Origin of the sequence: Corallococcus sp. BB11-1, from assembly GCF_026626625.1 — a bacterium.
Lineage (GTDB): Bacteria > Myxococcota > Myxococcia > Myxococcales > Myxococcaceae > Corallococcus > Corallococcus soli.
The window spans coordinates 247,827-263,523 of the sequence record NZ_JAPNJY010000016.1; the positions used below are offsets into that span (position 1 = coordinate 247,827).

A 15,697-nucleotide genomic window follows, 5' to 3' on the forward strand; every position below is an offset into this window, starting at 1 on the left:
GTGACGGTGGACACGCATCGCATGCACGGACGCGCGAGGCGGCTACGGCTGCGGCACACCCAGCTCGTAGGCCTTGCGAATGGCCTGGGCACAGGCGCGTGACTTCTCACCCTCCGCCTGCCCACCGAACTGACGGTTGCGGGCCAGGAGCATGTAGCGGTTCCTGGCGGCGTTCACCCAGGGATAGAAGCCATACGCTCCCGCCGAGGAGTGGCCCGTCACGGTCCACACGCCACTGACGGACTCTCCCTCGATCCAGTGCCCCAGCCCGTAATACGCCTGGCTGGCTGTCCACGGTGTGTAGGACACGCTGGGCCCTCCGTCCCAGGCCGGAACGGAGTCCACGGTCAGCTTGGAGGACAGCTCGTACTGGTTGTTGATGAGCTTCATCAGGAAGACGCGGTAGTGCGCCGCGCTGCCCGAAAAGCCCCCGGCCGGAGCGACGTCGCTGTCGGACTCCAGCAGGGTGGTGCCCAGCCGGGCGTTGATCCAGTCCATGACGCTCATCACCCCCGTGCCCTTCCTGGCGCCGATGTCGTCCAGGGCCAGCTTCTGCAGGTGGCCGCCGTTGTAGAAATAGCGGCCGTTCTGGAGCGGGCGGTAGGAGACGTCCTTGTAGGCAGGCCCGTAGCAATCCGAGACGGTCGTCCCGGCGTCCCCACACAGCGTGGTGTTCTCGTCGATGTAGCCACTGGTGAAGTTGAGCCGCTTCTTCTCATCCACGGTGAGGTTCGCGTACCCCTTCGACTGGACGTAGGCCCCCGCGTACAGCCACTTGCTCGCGGACGCGATGGGCATCACCGTCGTGGCGGAGACGCCGCTGCCGCGCGGGATGGCGTAGAGCGGCCCCGCTCCATTGCCAATCTCCCAGTAGAAGTTCGCGAGCGGCGTGCAGCTCGTGGAGGTGTTGGCCGTGTCCAGCGCGGCCTGTTCGTACACCGTGAGGGCCGCATGGGACGCGCCCAGGGGCGCCTCCGCGCCGGGGGTGGGAGCATCCTCCGCGGTTCCACAGCCGATGAGGCCCAGGGCCAGCAGCCCGCACACCGGGCCGAACGTCGTCCTTCCGTGTCGCTTCATGGTGTGACTCCTCCGGGAAATGTCCCTGTGAACCCGGGAGGCGTCCGGAAGTTGCGCGAGAAAGCGCGGGCTACCCGGCCGGCGCCTCCTCCGCGTCCAGCGTGCCGGAGCGGAGGGCCTGGTCGGCGACACCCGACAGGCGCTGGGCCAGTGATTGGACGGAGTGGGTGACGTTCTGCGTCTCGTCCACCACCTTCAGCGTGCGCTGCATCTGGCCGGACAGCTCCTGGATGGCCTGGGCAATCTGGTGCGTGCCCATGTCCTGCTGGGCCACGGCGGCGGTGATCTGACGCACGCTGGAGCTGGTGTCCTTGATGATGGAGGCCAGCCTCTGGAGCTGCTCGCCGGAGGTGCGCACCGCGTCGAGGCTGCCGCTCACCCGCTGCTCGCCCTGCTCGCTCGCCTTCGCGGCCTCGCGCATGCTCGCGCTCACCCCGTCCAGCACCTCGCGGATGCGCTGGGTGGCGTGGATGGACTGGTCCGCGAGGCTTCGCATCTCCCGAGCCACCACCCCGAAGCCCTTGCCGCTGTCGCCGCTGCGCACCGCCTCGATGGCCGCGTTGAGGGCCAGCATGTTGGACTGGTCCGCCAGCGCCTTCACCACGTCCACGATGCCGGCGATCTCTCGCGTGCGCGCATCGAGCGCGAGGATGTGGCCAGCCATCGCCGACACCTCGGCGCGGATGGCGGAGAGGTCCGTCAGCGTGCGCTCCACGGCCTCGCCGCCGTCCCGCCCCACCTGCTCGGCCGTCTCGGCGGAGGCGGCCATGATGCGGGCCTTGTCGGCCGTCACGTGCGAGCTCTGGCGGATCTCCTCCACCGTATGCTCCAGCTGCTGGAGCGCCGTCGCCTGACGGCTGATGCCGTGGGTCTGCTCCTCGCTCGTGGCGCGCAACTGCTGCACCACCGCCGCCAGCTCTCCGGCGCCGCTGCCCATGCTGTCGGCGAGCTGGCGCACCTCCTTGCGCCGCTCCTCCAGCCCTCGCGTGTGCTTTTCGAGGGAGCGCATCACCCGCGACGAGCGGCTTCCCACGATGCCCACGAGCGACAGCGTGAGTGAGAAGAAGCCCCAGTGGAGCTGGCTGTCCGTCGCATCCGAGAGACCGAGCATGGGGAGCGTGGTGAGGACGCAGAAGAAGAAGAGGACGCCCAGGCCGGCGACGAAGATGCGGGCGTCGGAGTTGCCGCGCCAGGACTCCACGGAGGCGACCCCGACGCAGACCATGATCCCGGGAAGCGAATAGAAGACCATGAGTGGCAGGAGCCCCTGGGCCACGCTCAGGTCCACGAGGAGCAGGGCGCCCTGGATGGCGGCCGGCACGGAGACCACCGCCGCGCCGATGCGGAACCAGCGCATCCTCCCCTCGCCAATCGTGTCCGAGATGAACCACGCGAGGCCCGGGAGGATGCAGTACGCGCCCAGCAGCGTGAGCTGGTTGCTGACGACGCGCAGCTCCCAGAGCGCGGCGAACAGGCCGCTCATGCCGAGCAGCAGCGCGCCCGAGCCCCCGGAGAAGACGGTCAGCGCCACCAGCATCCGCTTCTGGCGGCGCAGCACGACGGCGCCCGCGGACACCCCGGCGATGGCGAGCAGCAACATCCCGATGACGAACGGCGCCAGCCCCGTGCGTGTCGCCGCGGCCAGCAGCTCGCGGTGCGAGCCCACCCGCGCGGCCTGCGTCACGCCGATGGCGGGCCCCGTCCCCTGGATGCGCAGCAGGATGCGCTGGCCCGTCACCTCGGGCGGCAATGGCACCAGGTGCCAGGTCAGGCTGTCCATGCTCTCGCGGCCAGAGGGGTTCACCTTCCCGCTCACGTGGATGCGCTGGCCGCCAGCGTACGCCTCGAAGGCGTTGGCGACGTTTCCCAGGTAGAGCGCCGGCTCCACCCACTTCCCCTCGGGGACGGGGATGCTCAGCCAGAGCAGCGTGTTCGTGCCACGGCCCGGAGGCCGCTTCAGGGCTTCCACGGGCCGCCAGCCCTCTTCCGTGCCCGTCGCCGTGGCCCAGACGGGGATGCCGTCGGGCCCGAGCGGCGAGTCGCCCCAGCGGAAGCGCCACCCGTCCACCGCGGGCACGGTCGCGTGCGCCGGCGCCGCGTACACCCGGGGCGCCGACAGCAAGACGAGGAGCAGCGCGGTGCCCAGCGCCGCGAGGCGCGAGCTCGTGAAGGGAACGATGAACACCGTGGGCACGTAGGAGAAGACGCCGGAGAGACCCATGTGGAAGGGATGCTCCGGTGTCATTGATACAAATGTAAACAGGGTCTGAGACACCCCCAGGATGCCTGCTGGCCCGGTGGGCGCGGCCTCCACCTCCTCCCATGTTTCACGGATGGAATTGCGCCGCCCGGCAGCCTGCACCCGCTGTACGGATGACGTCGCGTGAGCACGCAAGGGGGCCAGCGGTCGCGCTGGCATTCAGCTCCCGGCCCACCCAAGGCGAATATTAGAATTGACTAATATGAGTCCGAACTGTACTAACCGCGTAAAAGCGGGAGGTACGCACATGCTTCACAAAGTCATCGGCGCCGAGTTTCGCGCCTGCGTCGAGCGCGAGTACGAAGGCAAGCCGGCCCACGTGGTCATCGCCCACCGCGTCTACACCACCGACATCGAGGACCTGTGGGACGCGGTCACCAACGCGGAGCGCATCCCGCGCTGGTTCCTGCCCATCGAGGGGCAGTTGCAGTTGGGTGGCCGCTATCAGCTCAAGGGGAACGCGGGAGGGACCATCCAGCGCTGTGACAAGCCCACGGCGTTCGACGTCACCTGGGAGTTCAACGGCGGCATGAGCTGGGTGACCGTGCGGCTGGTCCCGGAGGGCAAGGGCACGCGGCTGACGCTCGAACACATCGTGCACGCCGCCGACATCGAACAGTTCTGGAGCCAGTTCGGCCCCGGCGCCACGGGCGTGGGCTGGGACCTGGGCTTCTACGGGCTGGGCCTCCACATCGAGAGTGGCCAGAGCGTCCCGCCGGAAGCCAACGCCGCCTGGGCTGCCTCCGACGAGGCGAAGGCCTTCATGCGTGAGAGCGCCCAGGCGTGGGCCGACGCCCACGTGGCGGCCGGCGAGACTCCGGACGTGGCCCGAGGGATGGCCGAGCGCACGGCCGCGTTCTATACAGGAGGCTGATGCACGCGTTCGACGTCCTCGGAGATCCGGTTCGCCGCCGCATCCTGGAGCTGCTGGCGGAAGGCGAGCACGCCTCGGGTGAGGTCGTGGCCGTGGTCCAGCGCGAGTTCGGCATCACCCAGTCGGCCGTCTCGCAGCACCTGAAGGTCCTGCGGGACAACGGCTTCGCGACCGTGCGGGTGGATGGCGCCCGGCGCCTCTACGCCGTGGACGCCGCGCCCCTCGCGGAGGTGGACGCCTGGCTGGACCGCTTCCGCGCCTTCTGGACCCCGAAGCTGGATGCCCTGGCCACCGAGGTCGCTCGGGGCAAGAAGAAGCGAGGCGACTGAAGCGCCGTCAGGTCGACTGGGCCGGAGGTGTCAGGGCGTTCTGTTCGACGACCGACCGGAACGCCGCCCCCTCACGAAAGGACACCCCTCCATGCCCCTGCTGCCTCCAGATGACGCCCGGCAGATCCTCGAACGTGCCGCCTCACATGGCCTGGAACTCAAACCCGATTCGCTGTCGGTCAACGAGGCGGGGCTCGACTATCGCGTCGTGATGGCTCGCGACACAGGCGACGTGGAGTGGATCCTCCGGATCCCCCGGCGCGACGACGTCTCCGCGAAGCTCGGTGAGGAGCGCGCGATTTTGGACTTCGTCGGCCCGCGCCTCGGGGTCCCCGTCCCCCAGTGGCAGGTCGCCGACCGGAGTCTCATCGCGTACCGGGCCCTGCCCGGCAGACCCGGGCTGACACTCGACCCGGCCTCCGGCGAACCCGTGTGGCACTTCGACCGTGAATCCCGCGTCTACGCCCGGGAGTTCGGCCACCTCATCCACCGGCTGCACGCCATCAGCATCGAGGAGGCCGGGCGCGCGGGCCTGAAGGTCGAGACACCCGACCAGGTTCGCGCCGGCTGGGCCTCCGACATCGCCCGGGTCCGGAAGGAGTTCGACGTCGCCGAAGCGCTCATCCGGCGCTGGGAGACCTGGCTGGGGGAGAACTCCTACTGGCCCCGGCACGTCGCGCTGACGCATGGGGAGCTGTACCCCGCGCACGTCCTGCTGGCCCCCGACGACACCATCACCGGCGTGCTCGACTGGACCACCGCCAAGGTCAGTGACCCCGCGCGCGACTTCGTGTTCCAGCGCATGCTCGGCGTGGACGCCGTGTTCGAGGCCACCGTCGAGGCCTACGTGAAGGCCGGCGGGCAGGTCTGGGACCGGCTGGGCGAGCACTGCACGGAGCTGCTCGCGGCCACGCCCGTTGCCTACGCCCTCTTCGCGCTGACCACGGGCCAGCCGGCGCACCGGGAAGCCGCGGCGGCGCAGTTGAAGCCCTGAAGGCCCATGGCGGGGAGGAGCCCCTGCTCAGGGGCTCCAGCGCGCCCGACGCACCAGCCATGAGCTGCCGCCGCGCCCGTCGCGCACCACGGCCCAGAACGTCACCTCCTGGGCCGCTGCGCCCTGGGCCGGCTTCCACTCCGTGCGGTGTCGTCCCTGCTGGCCACCGAAGTCCGCGCCGCCCGTCTCCTGCGGTCCGAACTCCCCCAGCGTGGCGTGCCAGGAGATCTCCCACGCCTCCTTGAGGTTCACGGCCTGCAGCCGCAGGCCCGGCACCACGTACGCCTCCTCCAGCGCCGACACGTCCTCGGACGTCACCACGAAGGGCCCCGGGCCGCGCAGCTCTGGCGGTTCGCCGTCCTGCCAGGGCACGTCGTCCACCCGCAGGCCCGGGAGCACCGGCTGCTCGTTGGCCTTCATGCCCTCCACCACCGGGCACCAGAAGACCATCAGCTTCTGCGCGTAGACCTCCTCGTCGCCCGCCACCGCGCGGAGGACGAGCGGCATGCGGATGCCTCCCAGCCCCTGGTAGGGGTCCTCCTCCTGCACCCGCTCCAGCAGGAGTCGGTCCTCCCCTACCCTGGCCGCGCCGGGGCGGATGGGGAGCGTCAGCTCACCCGCGCCCGTGGTGCCCTCCGCGAGCAGCGCGCGGTCCGCTTCGTTCGAGCACGTCCGGTCGTCCGGATCCGCGCATGCCCACAACGTGTACTGGATGGAGCGCCCCTCGCCGGCGGGGTCCACCAGCAGCGCGCGGTACGTCACCTCCGCCGCGAGCGCGTCCAGGGCCTCTGGCGTGCGCTCGCAGGTGGAGGCCATCAGCTCTGGCTGCTCCGTGGAGACGCCGAGCACCCGGAAGTCATGCACGCGAGAAGCCCGGTCTTCGGGGTCGACACAGGCGAGGGCCGCGAGGCCCAGCAGGAGCAGGCCTCCGGAGTGGATCAGGGCCTTCATGTCAGAAGCTTCCTTTCACGCCCACCACGGGGAGGATGGGGATGCCGGGCACCTCGTACTCCCGGCGCTGCCGGTAGTCGTTGAAGACGAACTCGACGTTCTCCGCGTTGTAGAGGTTCTGCACGTCGATGTAGGCCCCCAGCGTCCAGCTCTGGAATTGCCAGCTCTTGTCCAGCCGCATGTCGAGCTGGTGGAAACCGGCCGTGCGCGCGGAGGCATACGGGCCATACGTGCCGTTGAAGCGGTTGCGGTCCGCCTGGTACAGGTCGAACGTGTGGTTGAGCGGCGTCGTCGGACGGCCGGTGGTGTAGCGGAAGCGCCCGCCCAGCTCCCAGCCATTGCCCAGCACGTAGCTGCTCACCAGCGTGAGGATGTGCGTCTGATCAAAGGCGCTGAGGCCGTACGTCTCATCACCGTTGCCACCGAAGCTCCCACCGAAGCCTCCACCACCGTCGGGGTTGGGGCCCGCGCGCCCGTCGAGCGAGCGACTGAAGGTGTATGACAACCAACCGGACCACTTGTCCGTCGCGGACGCGCGGTTCTTCTTCACCATGACCTCCAACCCCAGGGCGCGGCCGATGCCCTCGTTGGAGTACGGCAGCCGGACCACGCCTCCCCCCGGGCGCGTGACGATCTGCCCGGGCGCCGCGATGTTGTTGTAGCGGCGGTTGAAGAAGCCCGTCACGTCCACGTTGAGCACGTCCGTCAGGCGGTGGTCCACGCCGAGGCTGCTCTGGAACGCGCGCTGGTAGATGAGGTCCGGGTTGCCGTACGGCAGGCTGATGAAGCGGAACGTCTCCGCCGGCTGGCTGTAGAGGCCGAGCGAGCCCTTGAGGTTGGTGCGCTCGGTGGCCGCGAAGCTCACCCACAGGCGCGGATCCAGCGCCAGGTTCCGCGCGTCGCCCGCGCGCTGGAGGTTGCCGCGCACGCCGGGCGTGAAGGTGAACCTGCCCACCTTCAGGTCCGCCTCCACGAAGAGCGCGCCGTCGAAGGAACCGAGGCCGATCTTCTCCACCAGCAGCTCGCCCACGGACTCGGCGCCGGGGAAGGCCACGTACTCGAAGTTCTCCGGGGCGGGGAACTGCACGTCGAAGGACTGGTGCTCGTAGACGAGGTCCAGGCCCGTGCGCACGGTGAGCGAGGAGGACAGCTCCAGGCCCAGCACCTCGCGCGCGCCCAACGTGTAGCCCACGCCGTCCTGCTTCGCGTCGCCGAACTTGAAGCTGTTGGCATCGTAGCCCACGTACGGCGTGAAGACAGAGGTGAGCGCGCCCTTGCGGTACGTCCAGTCGCCCTTGATGCGGTGGAAGAGGGTCTGCGTGTCCACCGACAGGTCCCGCTCCGTCTCCGGGCCCGAGGACACCACCCGCAGCTGGTCGTCGCTGCCGAAGGCCATGACGTAGCCGGTGCTGCGCGCGCCGCCCGCCTGGGCCTGGGCCTCCTCTTCCGAGCGGGCGCCCCGCTTCGCGCCGAAGTCCACGCGCACCTGGTAGTCCCAGTAGCGGGGCACCACGGACAACGTGCTGCCCTCGCTCTTGGGCAGGAAGAAGGGCAGCAGCGTGTCGATGTACGAGCGCCGCGCGGCGGCGGCCACGCTGATGCCGTCCGTGATGGGCGCCTCCAGGAAGAAGCCCGCGTCCAGCACGTCCACCTTCACCGAGCCATGGAACGTGTCGGCGGCGCCCTTGCGCGTGCCGACCTCCACGATTCCGCCCACCGCGCGGCCGTACTGGCTGCCGTAGCCGCCCGGGAAGAAGTCGAGCTGGTCGATGAACTCGGCGTTCACCACCGAGGGGCCGCCGAGCAGGTGGAAGAGGATGGGGATGCGGACCCCGTCCATCATCGTCGCCGTCTGGCCGGGGTTGGAGCCGCGCACCAGCAGCTCACCGGAGATGAAGGGCGCGCGCGCCACGCCCGGCAGGGTCTGGATGACGCGGATGGGGTCTCCGAAGGTGCCCGGCGTCCGCTGCGCCTCCTGGCGGGTGATGGTCCGGCGCACGACCTCCTTCTTCGGCCGCTCGGAGCGCACCACCGTCTCCAGCGCGCCGGCGGAGGGGGCGAGGAAGAAGTTCACCTCCGTCGTCTCGTTCTCCTGGAGCTGCTCCTTCGTCTGGTAGAGCTGGAAGCCGGACGCCACCACGCGCACCGCGCACTCGCCGGGCGGCACTTCGAGGGTGAAGCGGCCATCCGCGTCCGAGGTGGCCTCGGGAGCTTCCGGGTCGTCACCGCAGCGCACGGTGGCGCCGGGCACCCGCGAGCGGCTGCCGCGGGAGATCAGCTGTCCGGTGAGCGTGGCCTTCGGCGCCGCCTGGACCTGCTCCGGTCCGGAGGCCTCCTGCGGCGGAGCGGCGAGGGTGAAGTGGTAGACGTACTCCACCTGCACCGGCGCGGGCACGCCGTCCACCTCCGCGGGCGAGAAGCGGAACTGGCGCACCGCCGCGAGGGCCGCCTCGTCGAAGCCATGGCCGGCGGGCTCCGTGGGCAGCACGTCCGACACGGTGCCGTCCGCGGCGATGGTGATGATGAGCCGCACGGACGCGGTGAGCCCCTCCGCGAGTGCCTCGGGCGGATACACGGCCTCCACCTGCTGCACCAGCTCCGGGGGCTTCGTCATCGTGGGCTGGGCTTGCGCGGGCGCGGTGCCCTCGGGCGGCGACGGGGGCACGGCCTCCGCGGGCGGCGCGCCGCTCCGTGGTGCCTGCGCGAGCACCGGTGTCGCCAGCAGGAGCGAGGCCGCGGCGAGCGCGCTTCGGGCTTTCAGGTTCGGGGACATGGCGGGGCGAGCATACGGGATGCGACGCCCGGTGGGCGCCGCCGTCCTGCCTGCCTGCCCGGGAGCGAGGCCCCACACGGGACTGCTAGTAGCCGACGTAGCCGCTGCCGCCGTTGAGCGCCTTGATGCCCGGGGTGTCGGACACGGAGCCGTAGCGATCCACCGCGTAGCGCACGGCCGCGACGATGTTGTCCACCGGGTTGCGGATGTCGTCGTGGCCGGGGAGCTTGTGCGCGTCGAACGTCGGCTGGATGGTCTGCATCAGGCCGATGGAAGGCGTGCCCTTCTGCGCGTTGGAGTCCCAGTTGTTGATGGCGTTCGGGTTGCCGCTGGACTCGTGCTCGATGATCTTGGCGATGTCCTGGGCGTTCATCTTGTCGGCCGGAACGCCCGCGGCGGCGAGCAGCTGCTGGGCCTCCTTGATCCAATCACCCACCTGGCCCTTCGGAGCCTCACCCGCGGAGCCGGCGGCAGTGGCGGGGCCGGCCTGGTACGAATCACCCGCGCTCGACGGACCGCCCGCGCTCGACGGGCCGCCCGCGCTGGACGCACCCGACGGCGCCGCGACGCCGTCCTCGCCGCCCAGGGAGGGGGCCTCACCGAGCCCCTGGAGCATCTGGGTGAGCTGCTGCAGCCCCTTCACCACCTCGTTGAGGCCCTCCATGAACTGCTTGAACTCAGCCCCCTGCTGGGGGCCCGCGCTGAAGCCATCCTGCTGGAGCTGGGACGCCAGGTTCGCTCCGGACTTCGCGCCGAGGCACCCCTGAGCGCGGGGACCGGACACGCCTTCAGGCCGGAAAGCCACATCCTGCGAAGGGGCGCGGAAGGCAGCGGGACGGTTGGAAACGGTCGAGAGGGCCATGGGGGATTTCCTCTGGGGGAATGAAGGGGGCTGAATGACGAACACCTACAGCAGGAGCCATGCCAGCCCTTCAGGCGGCACCCGCTGGAAGCCAAGCCCTTGATGTCCTTGAGGCGGACCTCCGCCAGGCCTCGAAGCGCGAGGCACGGCGGGCCCTTCCCCCTGGTGACTGGAGTCATCCCTCGCTGACGGCAGTCACCACCCGCGCGGCGCGCCACTTCCCCTGGGTCAGAGGGACGGCTGTTCGCGCGGCAACAGGGCGTCCACCTGTCGCTGGAGGGCCTGCAACCGGTCGAACTTCTCCTTCAGCGCGTCGCGCAGGCGGCGCTCGTCGGTGTGGACGATCTCGTCGCGCAGCTGGTCGATGCTTTCAGCCAGGGTGGCGTGCAGGAGGTGGACTTGCTGCGGGGAGAGCTCCAGGACCATGCGACACCTCTCGGTCAGCGGACAACAGCGGTGGCACTCCTCCTCACACCCGGAGGAGTGGGTGCGAGCGCGCGCGTCAGGCCCGCTGGAGCCGCTGTTGTTCCTGTTGCCCGGCGCGCAGGCGGTCACGGCACACGATGAAGTGTAAGCACGCGCTCACCCACCGCCCCAGGGCTCCGTCCGACAGCGCCTGGTTGGGTGTTGGGGGTCCCGCACGTCCAGCCTGCCGCTCGCCTGCTTCCAGCGGGAGCTCTCAGGCACCGCGCGGCCCCATGAGGGCCGCGCGATCCGAGCTGCCTTTCGCGGTGCGGCCCCCGGACATCCGGGCGCCGCTCCGCGAGCGCTGACTACCTGAGCGCGATGAGCGAGGCCACGAGCAGCGAGACGACGCTCATGACCTTGATGAGGATGGCGACGCCAGGGCCGGAGGTGTCCTTGAACGGGTCACCCACCATGTCGCCGACGACGGCGGCCTTGTGGACCGCCGAGCCCTTCGCGTGGCCCGGCAGCTTGCCCTTCTCGATGTACTTCTTGGCGTTGTCCCACGCGCCACCCGCGTTGGCCATGTAGAGGGCCATGGTGGCGCCGACGACGAGCGCGCCCGCCAGGAGGCCCGCGAGCGCGGAGGGCCCCAGCACGTAGCCCACCAGCGGCGGGGCGACGATGGCGATGAGGCCCGGGAAGATCATCTCGCGCAGCGCGCTCTTGGTCGCGATGTCGACGATCTTCTTGGGGTCCGGATCCGCCTTGAGCTCCATCAGGCCCGGAATCTCACGGAACTGGCGGCCAATCTCCTCGACGATGGCACCGGCGGCGCGGCCCACGGCGAGCATCGTCGAGGCGCCCACCAGGAACGGCAGGATGGAGCCCAGCAGCATGCCCACGATGACGTTCGGGTTGGTCAGCAGCAGGCTCATCTCCGGCAGGCCGGCGGCCAGCCGCGTGTGGTTGACCTCCAGGTTGAACGCGGAGAAGAGCGCGATGACGGTGAGCGTCGCCGAGCCGATGGCGAAGCCCTTGCCGATGGCCGCCGTGGTGTTGCCCACCGCGTCCAGCTCGTCGGTGATGGCGCGCACTTCAGGGCCGAGTCCCGACATCTCCGAGATGCCGCCCGCGTTGTCCGAGATGGGGCCGTAGGCGTCCACCGTCATCACGACGGCCGTGCCGCCCAGCATGCCGACCGCCGCCATCGCGATGCCGTACAGGCCGAGCGCCCGGTCCGCGATGTAGGCCACCAGCGCGATGGTGGCCATCGAGATGCCGACGCTCTCCATGCCGACGGCGAGGCCGCGGATGAGGTTCGTGCCCGCGCCCGTGATGGAGGCCTCCGCGATGCGCTGCACCGGCGTGGACGACGTGTAGTAGTCCGTGACGAGGCCGATGATGGCACCACCGAAGGCGCCCGCCGCCAGCGCCACCGTGATGGCCTGGGAGAGGCCGAACACGTTCATCATCACGAACGACAGGCCCACCAGGATGACGGGGGGCATGATGAGGGCGCTGCGCAGGACCTGCGCGGGGTTCATGTGCTTGAGCGCGCGCGCGATGAAGATGCTCAGCAGGCTGACCACCAGACCGACGGCGGACAGCACGAGCGGGAGCACCACGCCCGCCACCCTCGCGAGCCCCGTCGCCGAGGGGTCCACCACGAGGCGGGAGAGGTCCGCCGCATTCGCGGTCAGCGCGATCGCCATCGCGGCGACGAGCGCGGCCACCATGGACTCGTAGATGTCCGCGCCCATGCCGGCCACGTCGCCCACGTTGTCGCCCACGTTGTCGGCGATGACGCCGGGGTTGCGCGGGTCGTCCTCGGGGATGTTCTCGATGACCTTGCCCGCGATGTCGGAGCCGACGTCCGCGGCCTTGGTGTAGATGCCGCCGCCCACGCGCGCGAAGAGCGCGATGGAGCTGGCTCCCACGGCGAAGGAGTGGAGGATGGGGGCCAGGTGCTCATTGCCCTGGAACGCGTAGTAGACCCCGCCCATGCCGACGAGGCCCAGGCCGGCGACGGCGAGTCCCATCACGGCGCCGCCATCCAGGGCGACCAGGAGCGCGTTCGGCTTGGAGCCGGTGCGCGCGGCCTGCGCGGTGCGCACGTTCGCGAACGTCGCGGCCTTCATGCCGATGTAGCCCGCGAGCAGCGACAGGAACGCGCCCAGCACGAAGCTCGCGCTCGCCAGCCATCCCAGCGTCAGGCCGATGATCACCGCGATGACCGCGCAGTAGACCGCGAGCACCTTGTACTCGCGCACGAGGAACGCCATCGCGCCTTCGCGGATGTAGCCCGCGATGCGGTTCATGGTCGCGTCACCCTCGGGGAGGCCCTTGACGCGGAAGTAGAAGAACGCAGAGAAGAGCAGCCCCACGGCGCCGATGACGCCCGGTGCGACTGTCCAGAAATTCGACTCGAGACTCGACAACTCCATCCGTTCCTCCAGAGCAGTCGCGGGGGCCAGACCTCCCCCCCAGCGGGGCCGCTCGTGTGCCGCACAATTTGTTATGGGGGGCCTATACGTGATTTCAGCGCAAGCTGGGAGCCTCCTCGGTGCGCATCCGCAGGAAGGGAGGCCTGTAGCAGGGCGTGGGCGGGTGCGGCGGGATGGAGCAGGAGCGTCGCGGGGTGCCCCGCGTTCCGTCTCCAGTGCGCCTCCCGGAGGGGAGCCCTGAGCGACAGGCGGAGCCGGGCGGAGCCGCCCCACGAACCCAAAGTGCCCGGATTCACTCGCGATTCTGCCCAGGACGTGTGCCGACGCGGGTGGAGGTCCTCGCCTCCACGGGCTCGGATTCCGTCGGGGCGCAACGCCAGCCAGGGCCGGCGCACCGTGTCATCCCGCCCTCAGTCGGAGAAGGTGCAGATCATCGTGTCCGGGTCGAACATGGCGTTGTCCCCGCCGCCGAAATCCACGCCCACATAGGGCGGCAGGGGACTCATCACGCGAACCTGCACGGGGTGGGGCATCCCTTCGAACTTGAAGTACATGGGGTGCGCCTTGAGCCCGTCGCGCGCCAGCTCGACCTCCTCCGACGACAGCACCCCGCCCTCGCGCTGGACCCGCTCCAGGACCCTGGCCTCGCCCTGCCGGATCATCGCCTTCAACTGGCGCCATTCGCCGAAGTGGCGCTTGCCGACCTCGGCCAGCACCGGCGCCAGCGCCAGGACGGACAGCATCAGCAGCACGGCAGCCGCCTTGCCCCCCACGCGCCCTCCCCTGCTCTGCTCACCGAAGCGGTACCACGCGAACGCAGCGCAGAGCCCCGTGAGCATGAACAGCCAGACGACGAGCGCCAACAGCAGGATCAGGTCCGCCGTGGGTGGATCCCCTGGGAAGGGGTGCGGCTCCAGCGTCACCCGGTAGAGGACGCCGAGCACCACCAGCCCCGCACAGCACAGGGCGGACGCGGTGAGCCAGAGCTCCAGGAGGAGCCACAGCAGCGGGGCCACGGCGCTTCGGGTGTGCATCCTCAAGCCCTCGCATGCCCCGGGAGGGCCCGGTGCGTGACCAGGGTCCGCACCGCGGTCCCAGCATTCATCGATGGAGGTGCTGGCGCATCACGGCCACATGCGGATCAGCCCCGGCTCCGGCCACGTGTGCGCGAGCAGACAGCCATTCGGCTCGCGGGTGAAGCCCCACAAGCTTTCGAGGCGGTTGTCCAGCCGAACCAGACCGTTGGTGCCAAACCCCGGGTCCACCATCCCCTGCCGCGTGAACCGCACCACCGCCAGGCCCCCCTCACCTTCGATGTTTCCCACGGTGTAGGGCGTGCCCACGTCGTCGAAGAACAGCTCATTGGCCGAGCCAACGGCGAGAAGGCGCGCCGGCATGGAGCCACTTCCCGACGTATAGATGGGCGAGCCGTTCTCGTCGTACCACCGCACGAGGACGTCATAGGTGGGGGCATACGTGGAGAGGAGCGAGACGAACCGGCCGCGCCCGTCCGCGACGACGTTCCGGTGGAGGGAGGAGCCGTTCCCCACATGCCATGAGGCCTCCCCGGTCGCTCCGTTCATCTGGATGAACCCCAGCCCATGGAAGCGCGAGTCACTGCTGTCGAAGAGGGTGACGGCGATGACGATGCTGCCGTCCTTCCGCTGAAGGGCATCGCCGAGTTGGTCAAAGCGCTGCTCGCTGGCCGGGAGCGGGAACGTCATCTTCCCCTCCGTCCCGAACCCCGCGACAGGGCTGCCATCCGCCTCCCACCGCTGCACGCCGTAGACGTCCGCGCCCCCCTGGGCCGAATCGTAATACGACAGGACCAGCGACACGCGGCCCGCATCGTCCACCAGGAGCTTCACGCCGGAGCGGGGATTGGCGCTGAATCGCGCCGAAGTGACGCCCGCAACCCCGAAGCTCGCATCGAGCGTGCCCGTGGCGAGGTGGCGCGAGACGAGGAGGGTGCAGGGGGTGGCGCTGGAGCTGTCATGGCAGTCGGCGGCGGTGCCCGCCACGAGGCTCCCTCCCGTGGGCAGGGACTTGAGCGCGTACACTTGCACCATGGCCGGAAGCAGGTGCGTCACCGTCCCGAGCATCCCGAAACCCAGGTCCGGGGCTCCGTCCGCATGGTTGCGCTCGAGCACGAAGCCCCTGGCGCCCGAACTGACGTCCTTGGAGATGGCATGTGCCGTGAGCAGCTTGCCGTCCGGCAGCACGGCCAGGCGCCGTGCCGTCTCCGCCCACATGTCCGTCCAGCCCAGGGGCACCACGGGGAAGGTGGGATCCAACGCGAAGGAAGGGCCCGAAACCAGCAGCCGCAACGGGCGCGAAGTGGAGCGGCCCTCCGCCGTGGCCACCAGCGTGGCGTCCAGGCGGGTTCCCGGTCCGACGCGCTCCGACACACTCACGACCAGCGCCGCCGCGCCCGTGCCCTCCGACACCCACCGGTCGGCCACGAAGACCTCCGGGGGCAGGCCGCGAACGGCGAGGGTGACGGGGCCGGTGAAGCCCTCGCGCCGCGCGATGCCCACCCGCAGGGCGGCGGAACCGTCGCTGCGCACGAGCAGTTCGTCAGGGGCGCTCAGGTCGACCGGCAGGGGCAGTGGCTCCCCCGGGCCGCCATCCGTGGTGCCCCCATCCGTGGTGGCACCGCCATCAATGGCCCCCGCGTCGGGTGACTCGGGGAGGGGTCCCCCATCACACGAGGCGCCGACACACG

Annotated in this window: 12 protein-coding genes; 3 read left to right on the forward strand and 9 right to left on the reverse strand. The window is 70.1% G+C overall.

Features of this window, described 5'->3' with window-relative positions; translation table 11 throughout:
* Positions 1–42: 42 nt before the first annotated feature.
* The gene (locus tag OV207_RS14355) at positions 43–1,077 is read right to left on the reverse strand and encodes a hypothetical protein (RefSeq protein WP_267555824.1); all 1,035 of its coding nucleotides are present in this window, start codon (positions 1,075–1,077) and stop codon (positions 43–45) included.
* 70 nt (positions 1,078–1,147) lie between these two features.
* Positions 1,148–3,298 (reverse strand): methyl-accepting chemotaxis protein, encoded by a 2,151-nt coding sequence (locus OV207_RS14360; protein WP_267555825.1) that lies wholly within the window; start codon positions 3,296–3,298, stop codon positions 1,148–1,150.
* A 286-nt stretch (positions 3,299–3,584) separates the two neighbouring features.
* Between OV207_RS14360 and OV207_RS14365 the strand changes: the two genes are divergently transcribed.
* From OV207_RS14365 to OV207_RS14375, 3 genes are all read left to right on the forward strand, one after another.
* Positions 3,585–4,211 (forward strand): SRPBCC family protein, encoded by a 627-nt coding sequence (locus OV207_RS14365; protein ID WP_267555826.1) that lies wholly within the window; start codon positions 3,585–3,587, stop codon positions 4,209–4,211.
* Positions 4,211–4,540: an ArsR/SmtB family transcription factor gene (locus OV207_RS14370; RefSeq protein ID WP_193430354.1), complete on the forward strand. Its 330-nt coding sequence runs from the start codon at positions 4,211–4,213 to the stop codon at positions 4,538–4,540. The genes OV207_RS14365 and OV207_RS14370 overlap by 1 nt, the downstream gene beginning before the upstream one ends.
* Before the next feature lie 91 nt (positions 4,541–4,631).
* Positions 4,632–5,534, forward strand: coding sequence for a macrolide 2'-phosphotransferase (locus tag OV207_RS14375; RefSeq protein ID WP_267555827.1), 903 nt, complete (start codon positions 4,632–4,634; stop codon positions 5,532–5,534).
* 27 nt (positions 5,535–5,561) lie between these two features.
* On the opposite strand, the gene OV207_RS14380 is transcribed toward OV207_RS14375, so the two are convergent.
* From OV207_RS14380 to OV207_RS14410, 7 genes are all read right to left on the reverse strand, one after another.
* The gene (locus tag OV207_RS14380) at positions 5,562–6,485 is read right to left on the reverse strand and encodes a hypothetical protein (RefSeq protein WP_267555828.1); all 924 of its coding nucleotides are present in this window, start codon (positions 6,483–6,485) and stop codon (positions 5,562–5,564) included.
* 1 nt (position 6,486) lies between these two features.
* Positions 6,487–9,258, reverse strand: a complete 2,772-nt coding sequence (locus OV207_RS14385) for a TonB-dependent receptor (RefSeq protein WP_267555829.1) — start codon at positions 9,256–9,258, stop codon at positions 6,487–6,489.
* An 85-nt stretch (positions 9,259–9,343) separates the two neighbouring features.
* Positions 9,344–10,042, reverse strand: coding sequence for a transglycosylase SLT domain-containing protein (locus OV207_RS14390; RefSeq protein WP_267555830.1), 699 nt, complete (start codon positions 10,040–10,042; stop codon positions 9,344–9,346).
* Between the two features lie 306 nt (positions 10,043–10,348).
* Positions 10,349–10,546 (reverse strand): hypothetical protein, encoded by a 198-nt coding sequence (locus OV207_RS14395; RefSeq protein ID WP_267555831.1) that lies wholly within the window; start codon positions 10,544–10,546, stop codon positions 10,349–10,351.
* Positions 10,547–10,893: 347 nt separating this feature from the next.
* Positions 10,894–12,972: a sodium-translocating pyrophosphatase gene (locus tag OV207_RS14400; protein ID WP_193430348.1), complete on the reverse strand. Its 2,079-nt coding sequence runs from the start codon at positions 12,970–12,972 to the stop codon at positions 10,894–10,896.
* 410 nt (positions 12,973–13,382) lie between these two features.
* A complete protein-coding gene (locus tag OV207_RS14405; protein ID WP_193430347.1) occupies positions 13,383–14,006 on the reverse strand; it encodes a hypothetical protein in 624 nt (207 codons plus the stop codon).
* Positions 14,007–14,096: 90 nt separating this feature from the next.
* Positions 14,097–15,697: hypothetical protein (locus OV207_RS14410; protein ID WP_267555832.1), on the reverse strand; the 1,601-nt coding region annotated here is incomplete at its 5' end.